The sequence below is a fragment of the Paenibacillus validus NBRC 15382 genome (assembly GCF_004000985.1).
Taxonomy (GTDB): domain Bacteria; phylum Bacillota; class Bacilli; order Paenibacillales; family NBRC-103111; genus Paenibacillus_G; species Paenibacillus_G validus.
Genome location: NZ_BIMH01000004.1, coordinates 80928 through 97648, shown reverse-complemented (window position 1 = coordinate 97648; position 16721 = coordinate 80928). Strand labels below are relative to the sequence as shown.

General features: G+C 53.2%; 17 protein-coding genes. 12 read left to right on the top strand and 5 right to left on the bottom strand.

The features are described from left to right. Positions 1-170: 170 nt before the first annotated feature. The 6 genes from yidD to PVA01S_RS04585 all read left to right on the top strand — a co-directional run bounded on the left by yidD (position 171) and on the right by PVA01S_RS04585 (position 6435). A complete protein-coding gene (gene yidD, locus PVA01S_RS04610) occupies positions 171-380 on the top strand; it encodes a membrane protein insertion efficiency factor YidD (RefSeq protein ID WP_127605554.1) in 210 nt (69 codons plus the stop codon). A 518-nt stretch (positions 381-898) separates the two neighbouring features. Continuing rightward, complete coding sequence (gene metG / locus PVA01S_RS04605) at positions 899-2890, top strand: methionine--tRNA ligase (RefSeq protein ID WP_127605552.1); 1992 nt, start codon at positions 899-901, stop codon at positions 2888-2890. Between the two features lie 163 nt (positions 2891-3053). Beyond that, entirely contained in the window at positions 3054-4037 is a 984-nt protein-coding gene (locus tag PVA01S_RS04600; RefSeq protein WP_127605550.1) for a metal ABC transporter substrate-binding protein, read from the top strand. Between the two features lie 32 nt (positions 4038-4069). After that, positions 4070-4852 carry a metal ABC transporter ATP-binding protein gene (locus tag PVA01S_RS04595; protein WP_127605548.1) on the top strand — a complete coding sequence of 261 codons (783 nt, stop codon included), beginning with the start codon at positions 4070-4072 and terminating at the stop codon, positions 4850-4852. Between the two features lie 55 nt (positions 4853-4907). Beyond that, positions 4908-5711, top strand: coding sequence for a metal ABC transporter permease (locus tag PVA01S_RS04590; RefSeq protein WP_127605546.1), 804 nt, complete (start codon positions 4908-4910; stop codon positions 5709-5711). 13 nt (positions 5712-5724) lie between these two features. Further along, the gene (locus PVA01S_RS04585) at positions 5725-6435 is read left to right on the top strand and encodes a cytochrome c biogenesis CcdA family protein (protein ID WP_164751736.1); all 711 of its coding nucleotides are present in this window, start codon (positions 5725-5727) and stop codon (positions 6433-6435) included. Between the two features lie 15 nt (positions 6436-6450). Here the strand turns inward: PVA01S_RS04585 and splB are convergent, their stop codons facing one another. Continuing rightward, entirely contained in the window at positions 6451-7512 is a 1062-nt protein-coding gene (gene splB / locus PVA01S_RS04580; RefSeq protein ID WP_127605542.1) for a spore photoproduct lyase, read from the bottom strand. A gap of 160 nt (positions 7513-7672) precedes the next feature. Here splB and mntR point away from each other — a divergent pair, with 160 nt between their 5' ends. Both mntR and PVA01S_RS04570 read left to right on the top strand, forming a co-directional pair. Further along, positions 7673-8095, top strand: a complete 423-nt coding sequence (mntR, locus tag PVA01S_RS04575) for a transcriptional regulator MntR (RefSeq protein ID WP_054795222.1) — start codon at positions 7673-7675, stop codon at positions 8093-8095. Positions 8096-8254: 159 nt separating this feature from the next. Next, positions 8255-9265: a patatin-like phospholipase family protein gene (locus PVA01S_RS04570; RefSeq protein ID WP_127605540.1), complete on the top strand. Its 1011-nt coding sequence runs from the start codon at positions 8255-8257 to the stop codon at positions 9263-9265. A gap of 37 nt (positions 9266-9302) precedes the next feature. On the opposite strand, the gene PVA01S_RS04565 is transcribed toward PVA01S_RS04570, so the two are convergent. Continuing rightward, entirely contained in the window at positions 9303-9581 is a 279-nt protein-coding gene (locus PVA01S_RS04565) for a hypothetical protein (RefSeq protein ID WP_054795221.1), read from the bottom strand. A gap of 28 nt (positions 9582-9609) precedes the next feature. Further along, positions 9610-10485: a DUF1385 domain-containing protein gene (locus tag PVA01S_RS04560; protein ID WP_155614860.1), complete on the bottom strand. Its 876-nt coding sequence runs from the start codon at positions 10483-10485 to the stop codon at positions 9610-9612. 206 nt (positions 10486-10691) lie between these two features. On the opposite strand from PVA01S_RS04560, the gene PVA01S_RS04555 reads away from it, so the two are divergent. The 4 genes from PVA01S_RS04555 to efp all read left to right on the top strand — a co-directional run bounded on the left by PVA01S_RS04555 (position 10692) and on the right by efp (position 13423). Further along, positions 10692-11204 carry a YqhR family membrane protein gene (locus PVA01S_RS04555; protein ID WP_127605536.1) on the top strand — a complete coding sequence of 171 codons (513 nt, stop codon included), beginning with the start codon at positions 10692-10694 and terminating at the stop codon, positions 11202-11204. A gap of 78 nt (positions 11205-11282) precedes the next feature. Then, complete coding sequence (aroQ, locus tag PVA01S_RS04550) at positions 11283-11729, top strand: type II 3-dehydroquinate dehydratase (RefSeq protein ID WP_054795219.1); 447 nt, start codon at positions 11283-11285, stop codon at positions 11727-11729. Positions 11730-11731: 2 nt separating this feature from the next. Further along, complete coding sequence (locus PVA01S_RS04545; RefSeq protein WP_054795218.1) at positions 11732-12805, top strand: M24 family metallopeptidase; 1074 nt, start codon at positions 11732-11734, stop codon at positions 12803-12805. 60 nt (positions 12806-12865) lie between these two features. After that, positions 12866-13423: an elongation factor P gene (gene efp, locus PVA01S_RS04540; RefSeq protein WP_054795217.1), complete on the top strand. Its 558-nt coding sequence runs from the start codon at positions 12866-12868 to the stop codon at positions 13421-13423. Between the two features lie 59 nt (positions 13424-13482). On the opposite strand, the gene PVA01S_RS04535 is transcribed toward efp, so the two are convergent. Both PVA01S_RS04535 and PVA01S_RS04530 read right to left on the bottom strand, forming a co-directional pair. Further along, the gene (locus tag PVA01S_RS04535) at positions 13483-14667 is read right to left on the bottom strand and encodes an oxalate decarboxylase family bicupin (RefSeq protein ID WP_127605534.1); all 1185 of its coding nucleotides are present in this window, start codon (positions 14665-14667) and stop codon (positions 13483-13485) included. Positions 14668-14794: 127 nt separating this feature from the next. Then, a complete protein-coding gene (locus PVA01S_RS04530; RefSeq protein WP_412760960.1) occupies positions 14795-16282 on the bottom strand; it encodes a phospholipase D-like domain-containing protein in 1488 nt (495 codons plus the stop codon). Between the last annotated feature and the right edge of the window lie 439 nt (positions 16283-16721).

Genomic DNA, 16721 nt, shown 5'->3' with positions numbered 1-16721 from the left:
TCGGATTATCGTTTTCTGGGCGAATTTGGCGATTTTTGCGGTTTTGTCTGGATTCAACTTATTAAACGTGCCGGTGCCGAATTAAACAGGGGGCGTTTGACACAGATCGGCAAATCCGGCAAGATGAGGGGAGGAGAGTCGTTAGTGCAATCGATGGGGGCGAACGAACGATGAAGCAAGTGTTAAGAGGCGGCGTTCTGTTCTACCGCAAGTTTATTTCGCCGTTAAAGCCGCCGACCTGCCGATTTTATCCAACCTGCTCCGACTATGCGCTGCAAGCGCTCGATAAATACGGCGCGGCCCGGGGAAGCTGGCTCGCCGTCAAGCGCATCTGCAAATGCCACCCGTTCCACCCGGGAGGAATCGACCATGTGCCTTGACATAACCCCCTGGTTTTCGATATATTTGGCTTAATATCCCGTGAACGGATAAGTACTTCGAACGTTTCGCCACACAGAGAGCCGGAGGAGCTGCGAACCGGTTGGCGCATGCGAAGGAAGATGGTCCCGGAGGATTATGAAGGTGAGCTGCAGGAAGAGCGCGAATCGGGTCGCAGGGTGAGCCGGTCGTCAGCGCTTCAGACAGTAAGCTTTCATCGCGGTTCCGGCGTTATCGGAAGGTCGAATGAGACCGCTGAGCCTTGCAAAGCTCCTGCTTTCGTAGTTTACGAGGGCATGGATGCCCGGACGCAGGGGAAGTTGGGTGGTACCACGTGAGCGCGAGCTCTCGTCCCAAAGGGATGAGGGCTCTTTTTGTTGCACGGTCGGCCGCTTCGCCCTGCAGCGCCGCCACTTGAGAGCCTCTTGCCTGACGCCAATAGCGCAAGCAAGATGCGCGTTCTGCGGTAAAACCAAGCTTCCATTCGCAATTCCCATCACCAGAAGGAGGACGATTATTCATGACCGACAATACGAAGCCGAAAAGCTTCTACCTCACCACGCCGATCTATTACCCGAGCGACAAGCTCCACATCGGACACGCCTACTCGACCGTCGCAGGCGACGTAACGGCCCGTTACAAGCGTCTGCGCGGGTACAACGTCATGTACTTGACCGGCACCGACGAGCACGGTCAAAAAATCGAACGCAAAGCCCAGGAAGCGGGCAAAACGCCCCAGCAGTTCGTCGACGATATCGTCGCGGGCATTAAGGATCTATGGAAGAAGCTCGACATTTCGTACGACGATTTCATCCGCACGACCGAACCGCGCCATAAGCAGGCGGTCGAAAAAATTTTTACCCGGCTGATGGAGCAGGACGACATCTACCTCGGCCATTACGAAGGCTGGTACTGCACGCCGTGTGAATCGTTTTTCCTGGAGAACAAGCTTGTAGACGGCAATTGTCCGGACTGTGGGCGCCCGGTGGAATGGGTGAAGGAAGAAAGTTACTTTTTCCGCTTGAGCAAATATGCGGACCGCTTAATCGAGTTCTACGACGCGAACCCCGATTTCATTCAACCCGAGTCGCGCCGCAACGAGATGATCAACAACTTCATCAAGCCCGGTCTCGAAGACCTGGCCGTCTCCCGTACGACGTTCGACTGGGGAATCCGCGTGCCGGGCAACCCGAAGCACGTCATCTATGTGTGGATCGATGCGCTCTCGAACTACATCACGGCGCTCGGCTACGGCAGCGATGACGATAGCCGTTACCAAACCTACTGGCCGGCGGATGTGCACCTGATGAGCAAGGAGATCGTCCGCTTCCATACGATCATTTGGCCGATCATGCTGATGGCGCTGGACCAGCCGCTCCCGAAAAAAGTATTCAGCCACGGCTGGCTGCTGATGAAGGACGGCAAAATGTCCAAATCCAAAGGCAACGTGGTCGACCCGGTGACCCTGATCGACCGTTACGGTCTCGATGCGCTGCGTTATTACTTGATGCGCGAAGTGCCCTTCGGCTCCGACGGCACATTCACGCCGGAAAGCTTCGTGGAGCGCATTAACTTCGACCTCGCGAACGATCTGGGCAACCTGCTCAGCCGTACTGTCGTCATGATCGACAAGTATTTTAACGGCGTTGTGCAGCCTTACCTTCCGAATGCGACGGAGTTTGACACCAGCCTGCTCGATACGCTTGAAACAACGGTGCATAAGGTGGAGGAGGCGATGGAGAAGCTCGAGTTCTCGTTAGCGCTCACCGCCATCTGGCAGCTGATCAGCCGAACGAATAAATATATCGACGAGACGCAGCCCTGGAACCTTGTCAAAGACGAGGAGAAGCGCCCGACGCTGGGCTCCGTGCTGTACGTGCTGGCGGAGAGCTTGCGCATTTCCTCCGTGCTGCTGCAGCCGTTCCTGACCCAGACGCCTCGTAAAATGTGGCAGCAGCTCGGTATCGAGGAGGGGGCGCTCACGGCCTGGGATACCGTCCACGCCTTCGGCACGCTGCCGTCCGGCACGCGCGTCCACAAAGGCGAAGTGATGTTCCCGCGTCTGGAGGCGGACAAGGAAATCGCCTTCATCGCCGAGTCGATGGGCGGGGGCAAAGCCGCAGCACCGGCCGAAACGGCGGCGCAGCCTGAACCCGCCGCGCCCGGACCGGACGATGCGGAGAAGACTCCCGAAATCGAGATCGACGATTTCTTCAAGGTCGAGCTCCGCGTCGCTCAAGTCATCGCCGCCGAGCCGGTGAAGAAAGCCGACAAGCTGCTGAAGCTGCAGCTCGACCTTGGCTATGAGCAGCGTCAGGTCGTCTCCGGCATCGCCAAATTTTACACGCCCGAACAAATGGTTGGCCGCAAAGTCATCTGCGTTGTCAACCTGAAGCCGGTTAAGCTGCGCGGCGAACTATCGCAAGGCATGATTTTGGCTGCCTCTCATGGCGACCAGCTTACCCTGGCGACCGTTGCGGAGGATCTGCCGAACGGTGCCATCGTCAAATAAGTATGAACCCTCTGCCAAACGCATGAATAATTGCGCAGGTAGAGGGTCTTTTTTTTCTTGTTCGTAAAATCTACATTTAGCGTTGACATCCGGGGAAGCGGGTCGTATAATCACCATAGTTAATAAAAAATATTACGATTTACATGGCGGAGGTATATTATTCATGTTCCAGTACGTACGGACCCGGTCATTCCTTATTCCCCTGACATTGATTCTGCTCTTTTCCATGCTGACGGCCGCATGCGGTTCACCGCAGCCCAAGCTTGTTGACGGCAAAATGAACATCGTCACGAGCTTTTATCCGCTCTATGATTTCGCAAGCAAAATAGGCGGCGAGCATGTCAACGTCATCAATCTGGTGCCTGCGGGCGTCGAGCCGCACGATTGGTCGCCGAAGAGCCGCGATATGCAAAATTTGTCCAGCTCCGACCTGTTCTTATATTTAGGCGCAGGCTTCGAAGGCTGGGTCCACGATACGCTTGACAGTATGAAGAAGGACTCCAGGGTAACAGTCGTCGAGACGAGCCAGGGCATCCAGCTGCTGCCCGGTACCGAGGAAGAGGAGCACGGCCACGAAGACGAGCATGCGAAAGACGAGCAGGCGAAAGACGAACACGCTCACGGCTCGACCGATCCTCACGTCTGGCTGTCGCCGGTCAACGCCAAACAGATCGCGCTGAACATCAAGGAGGCGCTGGTGAAGGTCGATAGCGCGCATCAAGCCGACTACGAAGCTAATTTCAAGCGATTCGCTGACCAGCTTGACGAGCTTCACAATAAATACAAAACCCAGCTCGCCCAGCTGCCCAAGAAGGAAATCGTCGTTACGCACCATTCCTTCGGCTATTTGGCCAAAGAGTACGGACTTACGCAGAAGGCGCTTATGGGGCTGTCGCCGGACGCCGAACCGACGTCCAAGGACATCCAGCAAATGATGCAGTTCGTGAAAGACAATCAAGTGAAATACATTTTCTTCGAGGAGCTTGTGTCCGATAAACTGGCCAAGACGCTTGCCAAAGACGCCGGGGTTGAAACGCTGGTGCTCAATCCCCTCGAGGGGCTGACCGAAGAACAGGCGAAGCAGGGAGCCGATTATTTGTCCATTATGGAAAACAATTTGAATAATTTAATAAAAGCATTACAATAGAGGGGAGACCTTCCGCTTAAGGAGCTTTGCTTATGGATACGAATGCTCGTTCCGGATGTCATCAACAGATCGTCACGATCGATGACATCTTTTTTTCTTATGAGAACAAAACCGTCATCGACGGGCTCAGCTTTTCCGTGCTTGAACGCGATTTCGTCGGGCTGGTCGGCTCGAACGGCGCAGGCAAGACGACGCTGCTGAAAATGATCGTCGGCTTGCTGAAGCCGACCCGCGGCGAAATCAGGCTATTCGGCGAACCGGTCGGTTCGTTTCGCGACTGGGAGCGGATCGGTTACGTGCCGCAGAAGAATGCGCTTAACCCGCTGTTCCCGGCAACCGTGAGGGAAGTGGTCACATCCGGCTTGTTTAACAAGAAAAGCATGTTCCGCCGTTTAACCGCAGCCCAGCGGAGCAAATGCGACGATGCGCTGTATGCGATGCGCATTGAGGATTTAGCCGACCGACGCATCGGCCAGCTGTCCGGAGGCCAGCAGCAGCGGGTGTTTCTCGCCAGAGCGCTCGTCAATAACCCGGAGCTGCTCATTCTGGACGAGCCGACGGTCGGCATCGACGCCGAGACGCAGGGGGCCTTCTTCCGTATGATCCGGCATATGCATGAGCATCACCACATTACGTTCATCATGGTGTCCCACGACATGGATATGCTTCAGTCGTATATCGGCTCGGAGCCGAAGCAGCGGCGCGGCGGATTATCCTTTTATGTGAAACATACGCATGCGCCCGAGAACTGCGGGGAGACCGATCTGGTCCATTCCATGCACCAGCTTCGCGAAACGGTGGAAGTATTGACGTAGCTTTGTCCGGAAGGCTATGCCACCGGTTCGAAAGCGGGAAATAGGAGAGAGCAACTTGGACATATTTACCGAATACTTTTTTCAACGTGCCCTGCTGGGCGGCTTGCTGATAGGCCTGGTCGCCCCGTTGATGGGCGTATTTCTAGTGCTGCGCCGTCTCTCGATGATCGGAGATACGCTGGCTCACGTGTCCATTGCGGGCGTGGCGCTCGGTTTTCTGATCAATGTATACCCGATCGGGGTAGGCCTGTTGTTCGCACTAATCGCTTCATTCGCGATCGAACGTCTGCGCAAAGCGTACAAGACCTATGCGGAGCTGTCCATCGCGATTATTATGTCCGGCGGCGTGGCGCTGGCGACGATGCTGTTTACGCTGGGCAAAGGGTTTAATATTAATGTGATGAGTTACTTCTTCGGCAGCATCTATACGCTGGACAACACCGATCTGTGGGTCGTTGGCGGCGTCGCAGTCATCGTGATTGCTTTTGTAGCCATCAATTATAAAGAGATGTTCCTGCTGTTTTTCGACGAGGACGCTGCCGGAGTCAGCGGACTGCCGCTGCGCTTTTATAACATCATGATTACGATGCTTACCGCGCTTGTCATCAGCGTGTCGATCAAAATCGTCGGCGCGCTGCTTGTTTCGTCGCTGCTGACGATTCCGGTCGCTTGCAGCCTGCTTGTGGCCCGCAGCTTTAAGCGTTCGATTTTTTGGTCGATATTGTTCGCGGAAGCGGCGGTATTGATCGGATTGATTAGCGCAGGCTTGTGGGACTTGGCGCCGGGTGCATCGGTCGTGCTCGTATTGATTGCGCTGCTCATCGGCATTTTATTCGTCAAACGGGGATTGCGCTCGTAGAAAGGAGACAAATATCGTGGAACTGAATGTATGGATCGCGCTTTGGGCCGGGCTGATCTCCTTCATCTCTCCCTGTGTGCTGCCGCTGTATCCTTCGTTCTTATCTTACATTACCGGCGTTTCCGTCGGTCAGCTGAAGGACGGTCAAAAGTCCAGCGAGATCCGGTTTAAGCTGGTTACGCATACGCTCAGCTTTGTCGTCGGTTTTTCCGTTATCTTTTACAGCCTGGGGCTTGGAGCGAACGCCGTGGCGACGGCTTTCTTCGATAACCGCGATTTACTCCGGCAGTTGTCGGCCATCTTCATCTTCGTCATGGGACTGTTCTTGCTTGGCATTTTCCGTCCGCAATGGCTGATGAGGGAGCGCAAGCTGCAAATCAAGACGAAACCGGCCGGTTACCTCGGATCGCTATTGATCGGCATAGGCTTCGCAGCCGGATGGTCGCCTTGTATCGGACCGATTTTGTCGGCGATGCTGGTGCTGGCCGCCAGCGAGCCGAATTCGTGGCTGCCGCTCATCACCGCCTATTCGCTTGGCTTTGCCATTCCGTTTATCGTCCTTGCTTTTTTCATCGGCTCGACGAAGTGGATACTCAAATATTCCGCGGTCATGATGAAAGTCGGAGGCAGCGTGATGCTGATCATTTCCGTACTGCTCTATACCGATCAAATGACGCGTATCACGATCTGGCTGCAGCGCATAACGCCCGCTTGGATCGGCTAATTTCCGCTCCCGCGTTCAGGTGAAATAATCGATCTTCGACTCGGGAAAATGAGTAAAGATACGTTCCGTAATAAACTCGCGCAGCGCATTAGCCTGTTCGTCCGGATATACGTACTTGCCTTGGCCCCAGCGGCCCCATTTGTATTTACGCTTCGCTTCGTCCATTTCCAGCTTCGTCTTCGGATAGCGACGTTCGATGACCGTTTTGGCGGTTTTCGTGAACCGGTGCTGAATCAGCTCAAAGGTTAAATTCGAGGTCGCTTCCCGGGGGAGCGCCTCTTTTAGTTGGTGCAGCAGCTCGGCGTACCCTTCCTCCCACCCTTCGTGCCAAATGATGGGGGCAATGATGAACCCGAGCGGATAGCCGGCCCTCGCCACTTTGGAGGCTGCGGCAATCCGCTCGTGGAAGCTGGACGTGGCCGGCTCAAAGTTTTTGATCACATAGTCGGCATTCACGCTGAAGCGGAAACGCGTATGGCCGTTGTGCTTGGCATCGAGCAGCGGTTCGACGTGGTGAAACTTCGTCACGAAGCGCAGACGTCCTAGCGGCTGTTTCCCCATAAACTCGATATATTCCTTGAGCGATCCGGAAATATGCTCCAGGCCGACGGGATCGGACGTACAGGCCGCTTCGAAACGGGTGATTTCAGGAGCCCGCTCTTCGATGTATGTTTGGGCTTGCGCCAAAATATCATCAGTATTAACATAGACGCGAATATAAGGCTTCGCTCCGAGCGTCGTTTGCAAATAACAGTAATGGCAATGGGCCATACAGCCGGTAGCCACCGGTATGGCGTACTCGGCGGAAGGCTTGGAAGTGTCAAACTTCAGTGTCTTGCGGATCCCGACCACGAGCGTCCGCTTGGCGATCCGATACTTCTCGAGTTCGCTGTCGCCGGGTAAATTCGTAATCCGGTTGTGCGACGTCGTCATCCGAATCGGCAAGCCTTCGCGCGTTGCCCATTGATGGATACGTTGCCCCTTCGGGTACTCCAGCGCATCCGGCTCGAAATAAACGAGTTCCGGCACGAATACTTGCGTTTGCCGGATCGGAGGGGCGAGCAGCTCGGTCGACATACATTTCCTCCTTTGGAGTAGTAGACTTGCCTATGGCATTAAGCTTATGATATAGTTAGTAACGCTAATTCGACCTTGTTAGATTGCATCAGGTTCAGCTTTTCGACTCGTGGTAATTTGATGGGTCACATCTCGTCATGGGAATACAGGAGGAACGCGCATGGCAACGCCGAGTATGGAAGATTATTTGGAGAAAATATACAAATTGATCGATGAGAAAGGCTACGCGCGCGTGTCTGACATTGCCGAAGGTCTCGAAGTTCATCCATCTTCAGTAACAAAGATGATTCAGAAGCTGGATAAAGATAACTACTTGATTTATGAGAAATACCGCGGGTTGGTTCTGACGACCAAGGGACAGAAGGTCGGTAAACGGCTTGTCGACCGCCATCAGCTGCTCGAGCAATTTTTGACGACAATCGGCGTTTCGGAGGATAACATATATAAAGATGTGGAAGGGATCGAGCACCATTTAAGCTGGGATTCGATTACGTGCATCGAGGCGCTCGTGGAATATTTCAGGCGGGACACTTCGCGCGGCGAAGATTTGATCAAGCTGAAGACGGAGTTGGAAGAATCGTAACTCGGGCATCTGCCTGTTCGTCATCATTTTAGAAGCTTAGGCCTTCGGGTTTAAGCTTTTTTGTATTTTCGCAACAAAAAGAGCATATGTACAATCCTTTCCCTCATACATAGACTGTGAGACCCACGGTAGCGCTTAATGGGAAGAGGGGATGCCGGTGTGAACATCAATGCGGTTTTCCAGGGCGGAGGCGTCAAAGGTATTGCGTTGGCCGGTGCCGTATCAGCCATCGAGCGGCTAGGCTATGGCATTCACCAGGTGGCGGGGACTTCCTCGGGAGCCATCGTCGCTTCGCTGGTTGCGGCCGGTTATCGGGCGGATGAAATGAGAACTATTATTGAAGGAACGCCGTTTACGGAGTTTTTGCAGCGCGCACCTATATTCAATACCAAAGTGATCGGGCCTTTATCCAGACTTTTTCTCAAAAAAGGACTGTACTCCGGCGAAGCGCTGGAGCATTGGATTTATCAGCTGCTGCTGGCCAAGGGTATTCGGACGTTCGGCGATCTGAAATCGAATCAATTGCGGATTGTCGCTTCGGATATATCCGGGCGGAAGCTGCTCGTACTGCCGGACGACATTGCGCAGTATGGGGTCGATCCGAAGCGGTTTCTCATCGCGAAAGCGGTGCGGATGAGTACGAGTATCCCTTATTTCTTCGATCCCGTTGTGATCCGCAAGAAAACAAACTTGCCTCGCAAGCGAGGAGAGAAGTTTGCGGATCAATTCGTTTACATCGTCGACGGCGGACTGCTTAGCAACTTTCCGTTATGGTTGTTCGACAACGACGACCCAACGAAGGTGGATAGTCACACGCCGACGATCGGATTTCAGCTGGTAGGCCGCGGCACGGGAAAGCCCAATACGATTTTCGGTCCCGTCTCGATGCTGCGGGCGTTATTCTCGACGATGCTGGATGCGCATGACGACTATTACATTCAAGAGCATAACCGCTTTCGTTCCGTCAAAATTCCGACGCATGGCATTGGTGTCACCGATTTCGATTTGACGCCCGAGCAAAGCGTGGAGCTGTTCGAATCAGGGATGAAATCGACGATGGCTTTCTTCGGGAAGTGGAAGTTTACCGATTATAAGCATCATTACTTGACGCATGTGTGCCGGGTCACGCCCAAGCCGGAAGAGCCCCCTCAGAAGAAAAGTTTAACGTAAAATGAGAACAGCCAGCCCTCAAGGCCGGCTGTTCTTATTAATGATATTTCGGAGGTTCGTCGTCGTTGCTGTCCTTACTGCCGGGAATGACGCGGAAGTTGGCTTTCTTTCGTTTGCCCCGCTGGAATCGACCGGTCGGCGCCGAGCGATTCGGCCGTTTCCAGGTATTCGGCGGATATCTATACAGGAAGAAGATAACGCCGAATACGAGTACAGGCAGCAGCACGGCTCCCGGATTAGAAAATACGGTGGCCAAGATGCCGATCGCTAGCAAGCCGAAGAGAATGTAAGCTATCGTGTTATTTCGATTTCTCATGTGAGGAGCCCCCTTTACAGAATCGAAGTTATTGATTTTGCATCTGCCGGTCGATTTCCCGCATGCGGTTGAAGGAAGCGATGGACACTTCCACCTGCGAATCGTCAGGTTCTTTCGTAGTCAGCAGCTGCAGCCATAGCCCCGGATACCCGAGATAGCGAAGCACAGGCACTTCTCTTAAGTTGTTCGTAAACCGCAGCGCTTCATACGAAACGCCGATAACGACCGGCAGCAGCACGATCCGCTGCACGATACGTTCGATGAACGAGTTATATTCGAAGAACGAGTAGATCACAACGCCAATCAGCACCGTGAAGACGATAAAGCTGCTGCCGCAGCGATAATGCAGCGTATTGAACTGCTGCACGTTCTTCACGGTCAGCTCGACGCCGGCTTCATAAGCGCTGATCACCTTATGCTCGGCGCCATGGTATTGGAACAATCGTTTGATCATCGGGGTGAGCGATATGGCGTAAATATAGCCGACGAGCAGAACGATTTTGATTAAGCCTTCAATTAAATTGTGGCCGATTTGATTCTCGAACATGTTTCCGAATACCACTTGCTCGACCGCCGTGGGAACGAGGGTAAAGACGAATTTTCCGAACAAGAACGATAAGATTCCGATGAATGCGACGCCGAGGTACATCGATATTTTGGCCGCGACGGATTCTTTCTTTTCTTGCTTCGCGTCGTTATCCTCTTCCGCAAACACTTCAGCGGCAAAATTCAAATGCTGGGCGCCCTTCGCGCTCGCTTCCACGATCCCGACGATACCGCGGATAAAAGGGATTTTTTTGAGCGTTTGCACCCAGGGTATTTCTTTTTTCGGCACTTCCAAATACTGAATGGTCTGGTCTTTACGTCTAACGGCGGTCACATGGACCTTCTGACCGGCAAACATGACACCTTCAATGACGGCTTGTCCGCCGTATATCGCTTGTTGCTGATTGTTCGACACAACGATGCACCTACTTTTTGGAATGAATGGTTAGCGATGAGGATACCGTGTATTTATTGTAACGAATCGGCGCGCATAATGCTACTTGTTTATCGGCCGCAGTTTTGGTCATACTAGGCATGATCGGAAATGGAGGAGGGACGAAGCTTATGCAGCAGCAACAACGTCATGAACAAGCCAAGACAAATAAATGGACGTTCGCGTTCTATATCGGGTTATTTGCCGGCCTGATCTGGGGCGGATTGAAAATCATTGAACATTATTTTCATTTCACCTCGCTGTCGCCCGGATTTTTATTGGAGCCGTTTTTCTTGCATTCCTTTCTGTCCTCCTGGCCGGGATATTTACTCGGTTGGGGCGCCTTTATTGTGATGTCCGTCGCCGCCGCTTTATTGTATGCCCTCATTCTGGCAAAAGCACGAGGCTCCTGGTTTGGTCTCTTTTACGGCGGCGCATGGTGGGCGGCCATCTTTATGTTCATCGGACCGGTTACGGGAATGATGCCGTGGATGATCCGTATGGATTTGAATACGATCTTGACCGACGCTTGCCTGTTCTTGATTTGGGGATTGTTCATCGGATACTCGATTTCCTTCGAATTTACGGATGAGCGAAGCCGCGAGCCCTACCGTAAAAAGCCGGGAACGCCGGAGGCTGTGTAAAAAAAAGTTCTCAAACCGATGAAACATATGGTAAAATAGCAAAGGTTGTGCTGTTTTTCACGGTAAGGAGGACATTCGGTGAAACAAATCTTGTTGTTGAACGGGCCGAATTTGAACATGCTCGGTGTTCGTGAGCCGGGTGTTTACGGAACGCTAACGCTGCAAACAATCGTAGAGAAGCTGGGCAAAGTGGCCGGTGCTTTAGGTGTCGGACTTGAGAGCTTCCAATCGAACCACGAAGGCGAATTGATCGACCGCATACATAGCGCTTACGGCACGAAGGATGGCATTCTTATTAATCCGGGCGCTTTCACCCATTATAGCTACGCGCTGCGCGATGCGATCAGTACGGTAGCGATTCCGACCGTTGAGGTTCATCTCTCGAATATTCATAAAAGGGAATCGTTTCGACACGTTTCGGTGCTGGCTCCGGTCGCTCTCGGACAGATCGCCGGTTTTGGCGCGGACAGCTACGAGCTCGGCTTGCGAGCGCTCGTTCTACATTTTGAACGTTCGGAGGGATAACGATGCAGCAGCAGCGAATAAACCGGCTTCGGTCGATCATGGAACAGCAAGGGCTGCAAGCTTTGCTGATTACGAACGCCACGAACCGGATGTACATGACCGGGTTTACCGGATCGGCCGGCTATGTGCTGATCACAGGCCAGCGGGCGGTGCTGTTAACGGATTTCCGTTACATGACGCAGGCCCCGCAGCAAGCGATAGGCTACGAAGTGGTGGAGCACGCTCCGAACCCGATGGTAACGATTCTGGACATATTGACGGGCGCAGGGCTCCGCAAGCTCGGGTTCGAGCAGCAGGATCTGACTTACGCCTCCTACGTTTCGTACGGCAAAGCACTGAACGGCATCGACCTGGTTCCTACGGATAAGCTCGTCGAAACGCTGCGCTTGATCAAGGACGACACGGAAATCGCAATTATGCAAGCGGCGGCTGATCTGGCGGATCGCACGTTCTCCCATATCTTAGGCTTATTGAAGCCGGGGTTGAAGGAGAAGGACATCGCGCTCGAGATCGAGATGTTCGTACGCAAGCACGGAGCGGCTTCGACTTCGTTCGAAACGATCGTCGCATCGGGCGAACGTTCCGCACTGCCGCACGGTAAAGCAAGCGACCGGGTCATCGGCACCGACGAATTTGTCAAGCTCGATTTCGGCGCGTACTATCAAGGATATTGCTCCGACATTACGCGTACCGTCGTACTAGGTAAGCCTGCGGACAAGCACCGTGAGATCTACGGTATTGTGCTGGAAGCGCAGCTTGAAGCGTTGAGCCGCATTCGTCCGGGCATGACCGGACGGGAAGCGGATGCCGTCGCCCGCGACGTCATCAAGCGGCACGGCTACGGCGATTTCTTCGGACACGGCACCGGCCACGGGCTCGGGATGGAAATTCACGAAGCGCCGCGGCTCTCCGTACAGGGAGATATCGTGCTGGAGCCGGGGATGGTTGTAACGGTCGAGCCTGGCATTTATTTACCCGGCTTCGGCGGAGTACGCATTGAAGACGACATCGTCATTACAGAGAACGGTAACCGCAGGTTGACGCAATCAAGCAAAGACTTGATTGTGATTCCATAAAGCTTACACCTGGTAGCGGCGGTACGCCGTCTGCTCACATTTTTAGGGAGGTTTTTTAAAGTGATTTCAGTTAACGATTTTAAAACAGGCTTAACCATTGAAGTGGACCACGATTTGTTCACGGTTATCGATTTCCAGCACGTAAAACCGGGTAAAGGCGCGGCCTTCGTCCGTTCCAAGCTGAAAAACCTGCGCAACGGCAACACCGTCGAGCGTACATTCCGCGCCGGCGAGAACGTTAGCCGCGCTCATATTGAGAACCGCCAGATGCAGTACCTGTATGCGAGCGGTAAAGAGCATACGTTCATGGACACGGAAACGTTCGACCAAATCAACCTCGATCAAAAGCAAATCGAATGGGAATTGAATTTCCTTAAAGAAAACATGATGATCAACATCTTGAGCTATCAAGGCGAGATCCTGGGGATCAACCTGCCGAACAGCGTCGAGCTGAAAGTCGTCGAAACCGAGCCGGGCATCAAAGGCAACACTGCGCAAGGCGCGACCAAAAACGCCAAAGTCGAAACCGGCCTCAACGTTCAAGTGCCGCTCTTCATTAATGAAGGCGATGTGCTGCTGATCGATACTCGCGAAGGTCAATACATTTCGCGGGCGTAAAGACGTCCTTCCCACGCCTAAAGAACCGTACCCTCTATATCGGGGTACGGTTCTTGGCGTTAGTTGGAGCTGTTCATGTACTTGACAACAGGCCATTTTTCTTTGCGCAGCACCTCCATGAATTCAGGTCCAACATGCAAGGTATCCTGTACAAGCTCGTGCGGGGTTAGCGCCATCCACTGGTTCAAGGAAATATCGGCGAAGCGGTCGCTCTTGAACATCTCTAGAAACCAGAGCGTCCGGTCGCCGGTATTTTGAATGTAATGCCCGCAGGCAAACGGCACGTAGCCGACGTCTCCGGCTCTGTAGTTGAAGGTGCGGGCCGTGCCGTCGGCCGCGAATACCGTCATTCGTCCCTTGCCCGATAGATAATATTGCCATTCGTCGTTGTTCGGGTGCCAGTGCATCTCTCGCATCCCGCCCGGCTCGATTTCCACCAGCGCTCCGGCAATGGTAATCGAGATGGGGAAGTTGGAGGAATCTACGATACGCACCGTACCGCCGGGAGTGCGAATCGGTTCCTGAGCGAGCAGCCGGTGTTTGAAGCTTTTCGGCACAGTGCCGTACGGATCCGCGACCTTTTGGGTTTCAAGCGCACCGGGCACCTTGCTCTGAAACAAATATCGCTGCTTCGACGGGATATGGGAAAAGGCGCTTTCCGGCACGCCGAAGTTCGCAGCCAGTACGTCCTTCGGCGTGTGAGCGAACCAGTCGGAGATGGTGAAGGTATCATTCTCGGAAAAACGGCCGTCGTCGAAGACCAGCAGAAACTCGCAGCCTTCCTCCAAGCCTTGAATCGAATGCGGGATGCCGGGTGGAAAATACCACAGGTCGCCTACGCCCATATCATCGATAAAGTTTCGCCCGTCCTGATCAACTGCAGTAATGCGCGCCCGGCCGCTGATCATGAAAGCCCACTCCGCTTGTTTGTGCCAGTGTAACTCCCGTACGCCGCCCGGCGTCAGCCGCATATTCACACCGGAAAGCGTAGTCGCGACCGGCAGCTCTCTTACCGTCACCTCCCGCGCCCAGCCGCCGTGCTCTAAGCGCATATGGGTGTCGGAGAATGAAAACTTCAGATTGGGGACCGTACCGGAGTCAGTAGCCGGTGGAACCAACATATCGGGATTCTCAAGATCCCGCATGACGTCACGCGGACCGGTATCGGTTGCGCCTGCACCGTCATCCCTTATGGGCTGCGGTATATGCAGCGGCGCTGCATGATCCGGAGGAAGTCTATCCATCAAACATGCTCCTTTGTATTATAATAAAAAAATGAGGGTCATCATTTATTTTATTAGTTTATGAAGCATATTCGCGTGTATGCCAGTTGACCTTGTGCGGCAAACCAATCCATGTCTGTCCTGCAGGCTACAGCAGCGGAGCAAGCAGGCGCGCCGCTTGCTCCAGCGTTCGGCGCGGAAGGGAACGCTGAACCAAATCTTCGATGCGCAGCTGTACGGAATCAAGGAGATCGCGCTCGAATTGCTCGGTAAGTTCACGCGCCACGCCGACACTGTACAAGATTTCGCATACCTCGTAATCAAGGCGGAAACTTCTCAGATCATAATTGGCGGCGCCGACTTCGGCAATTTCGCCATCGATGATCATCACCTTCGCGTGCAGCATCCCTTTGTCGTATTGGTAAATATGAACCCCGGCTTCCAACAATTCTCCGTAGTAAGTGAGGCTTGCTAGATCAACGATTTTTTGATCCGATTGGCGGGGAACCAGCATTCTTACCCGTACTCCACGCGCCGCGGCTGTCTTGATGGCCATCATAATATCTGCATCGGGCACAAAATAGGGGGTTGTGATATCAAGTGTCCGGTCCGCTTGGGTCAGACAAATGAAGTACGCTTCCCGGATAACTGGAGTAGGAATTCCGGGGTTGCCTTCCAGCGTCTGCACGTAAGCTTCATGCAGCGCTTCTTTCTGCTGACCGGTGTCAGTACCGCTGCCAGCTGTGGTGCCCGGTTCGACGCTCCATTCGGTCAACCAGCCGGAAATTGCGGCCCTGCCGGAAGGGTCGATATTTTTCGAAAATGGACTTGGCTGCTGAATGGGCTTACGTGTAGGCGCAATGTTGGCGTTCGAACGTGTCTTCGTCCGGCTCTGTTCCGGAGAAGCGATCCCCCAGTGGGAATCGAAAACGGCCAGTAAGTCCACGGCAGCCTCACCTGCGATGAACAGATGGGTGTCGCGCCAGAACCCTACGTTTGGTTTCAACCCGGTATACTCATACCCGACATTGATACCGCCTGTATAGGCTTCCGCTCCGTCAATGACAACGATCTTGCAATGATCCCGGTAATTCCAATTGGACAGTACCCATGGGAAGCGCATTGGAAAAAACGTGCGGCACTCAATCCCCGCATCCATCATTCGAAGGATTTGAGCCCGCGGAAATTTCCGGCTTCCCCAACCGTCTCGAATAAAGCGGACCCGCACGCCGGCTGCGGACCGTTCGATCAGCAGGTCGGTGATGCGCCTGCCTATCTGATCATCGCGGTATATGAAATACTCGATATCAATTGTTCTTTGTACGTTCTGTAAGGATTCGATAAGTTTCTCATAGGTTTCGATGCCGTTAATCAGCACCTGAACACGGCCGGTCCGAAGCCCATGCACGGTCAAATGGCGTAAAGCATGGGCGATAGCCGAGGCTGAGCGGCTAAATGAACCAGGCAGCGTGTCCGTCTCATTATGCGGAGAGGTCAGTCTTTCTCCACGTATACGCACAGGATTGGATGTGCAGAGATACAGTCCAAATCCGATGACAGGTATAATAAGACTGATGGTTAGCCAGAACAAAGCCTTGGCCGGCTTGCGTGCTTCGCGTACCGCAACGATTAACATCAAGAGTGTATTTATGAGATACAGCCCCAAAATAAACACCAAGCGAATCCCTCCTTTATCTATATAAGCTGTGCGAATTGCAATGAGTATATACAAAATTTACTGCGGCAGACCGTCTCTCCAGGGTACTAGAACAATATAGTACTATCCAACAAGGAAAAACGCTTTAAAATAGGGGATAAGCAAAAAAGTTGAAGTTCGCATGCTTCAAAAGTAAACGCGAGGGATGAGTTCACTTGGAAACTATGGAACGCTTATCCACTTTAAAAAAGCATGAAACTGACTGTTACAGCATCTGCTATTATCTCTTACAATGTGAACAGACAGCTTTGGAAGCAGCCCAAAAGGCGCTGTGCAACCTGATAAAGTGCGATTTATTTTTTGTTGCCGATGCCCATACGGTACATGAGCTGCTTCGCAAAGAGTCCATCCAATCCTC

Coding starts and splice junctions, on each gene's coding strand:
- PVA01S_RS04555 (WP_127605536.1), top strand. CDS start 10,692: ATGCAGCAGCAACAACGTCATGAACAAGCCAAGACAAATAAATGGACG.
- PVA01S_RS04535 (WP_127605534.1), bottom strand. CDS start 14,667: ATGGATAGACTTCCTCCGGATCATGCAGCGCCGCTGCATATACCGCAG.
- mntR (WP_054795222.1), top strand. CDS start 7,673: ATGGCAACGCCGAGTATGGAAGATTATTTGGAGAAAATATACAAATTG.
- splB (WP_127605542.1), bottom strand. CDS start 7,512: ATGTCGACCGAGCTGCTCGCCCCTCCGATCCGGCAAACGCAAGTATTC.
- PVA01S_RS04565 (WP_054795221.1), bottom strand. CDS start 9,581: ATGAGAAATCGAAATAACACGATAGCTTACATTCTCTTCGGCTTGCTA.
- metG (WP_127605552.1), top strand. CDS start 899: ATGACCGACAATACGAAGCCGAAAAGCTTCTACCTCACCACGCCGATC.
- PVA01S_RS04560 (WP_155614860.1), bottom strand. CDS start 10,485: ATGTTTGCCGGTCAGAAGGTCCATGTGACCGCCGTTAGACGTAAAGAC.
- PVA01S_RS04530 (WP_412760960.1), bottom strand. CDS start 16,282: ATGTTAATCGTTGCGGTACGCGAAGCACGCAAGCCGGCCAAGGCTTTG.
- PVA01S_RS04595 (WP_127605548.1), top strand. CDS start 4,070: ATGGATACGAATGCTCGTTCCGGATGTCATCAACAGATCGTCACGATC.
- yidD (WP_127605554.1), top strand. CDS start 171: ATGAAGCAAGTGTTAAGAGGCGGCGTTCTGTTCTACCGCAAGTTTATT.
- PVA01S_RS04545 (WP_054795218.1), top strand. CDS start 11,732: ATGCAGCAGCAGCGAATAAACCGGCTTCGGTCGATCATGGAACAGCAA.
- PVA01S_RS04600 (WP_127605550.1), top strand. CDS start 3,054: ATGTTCCAGTACGTACGGACCCGGTCATTCCTTATTCCCCTGACATTG.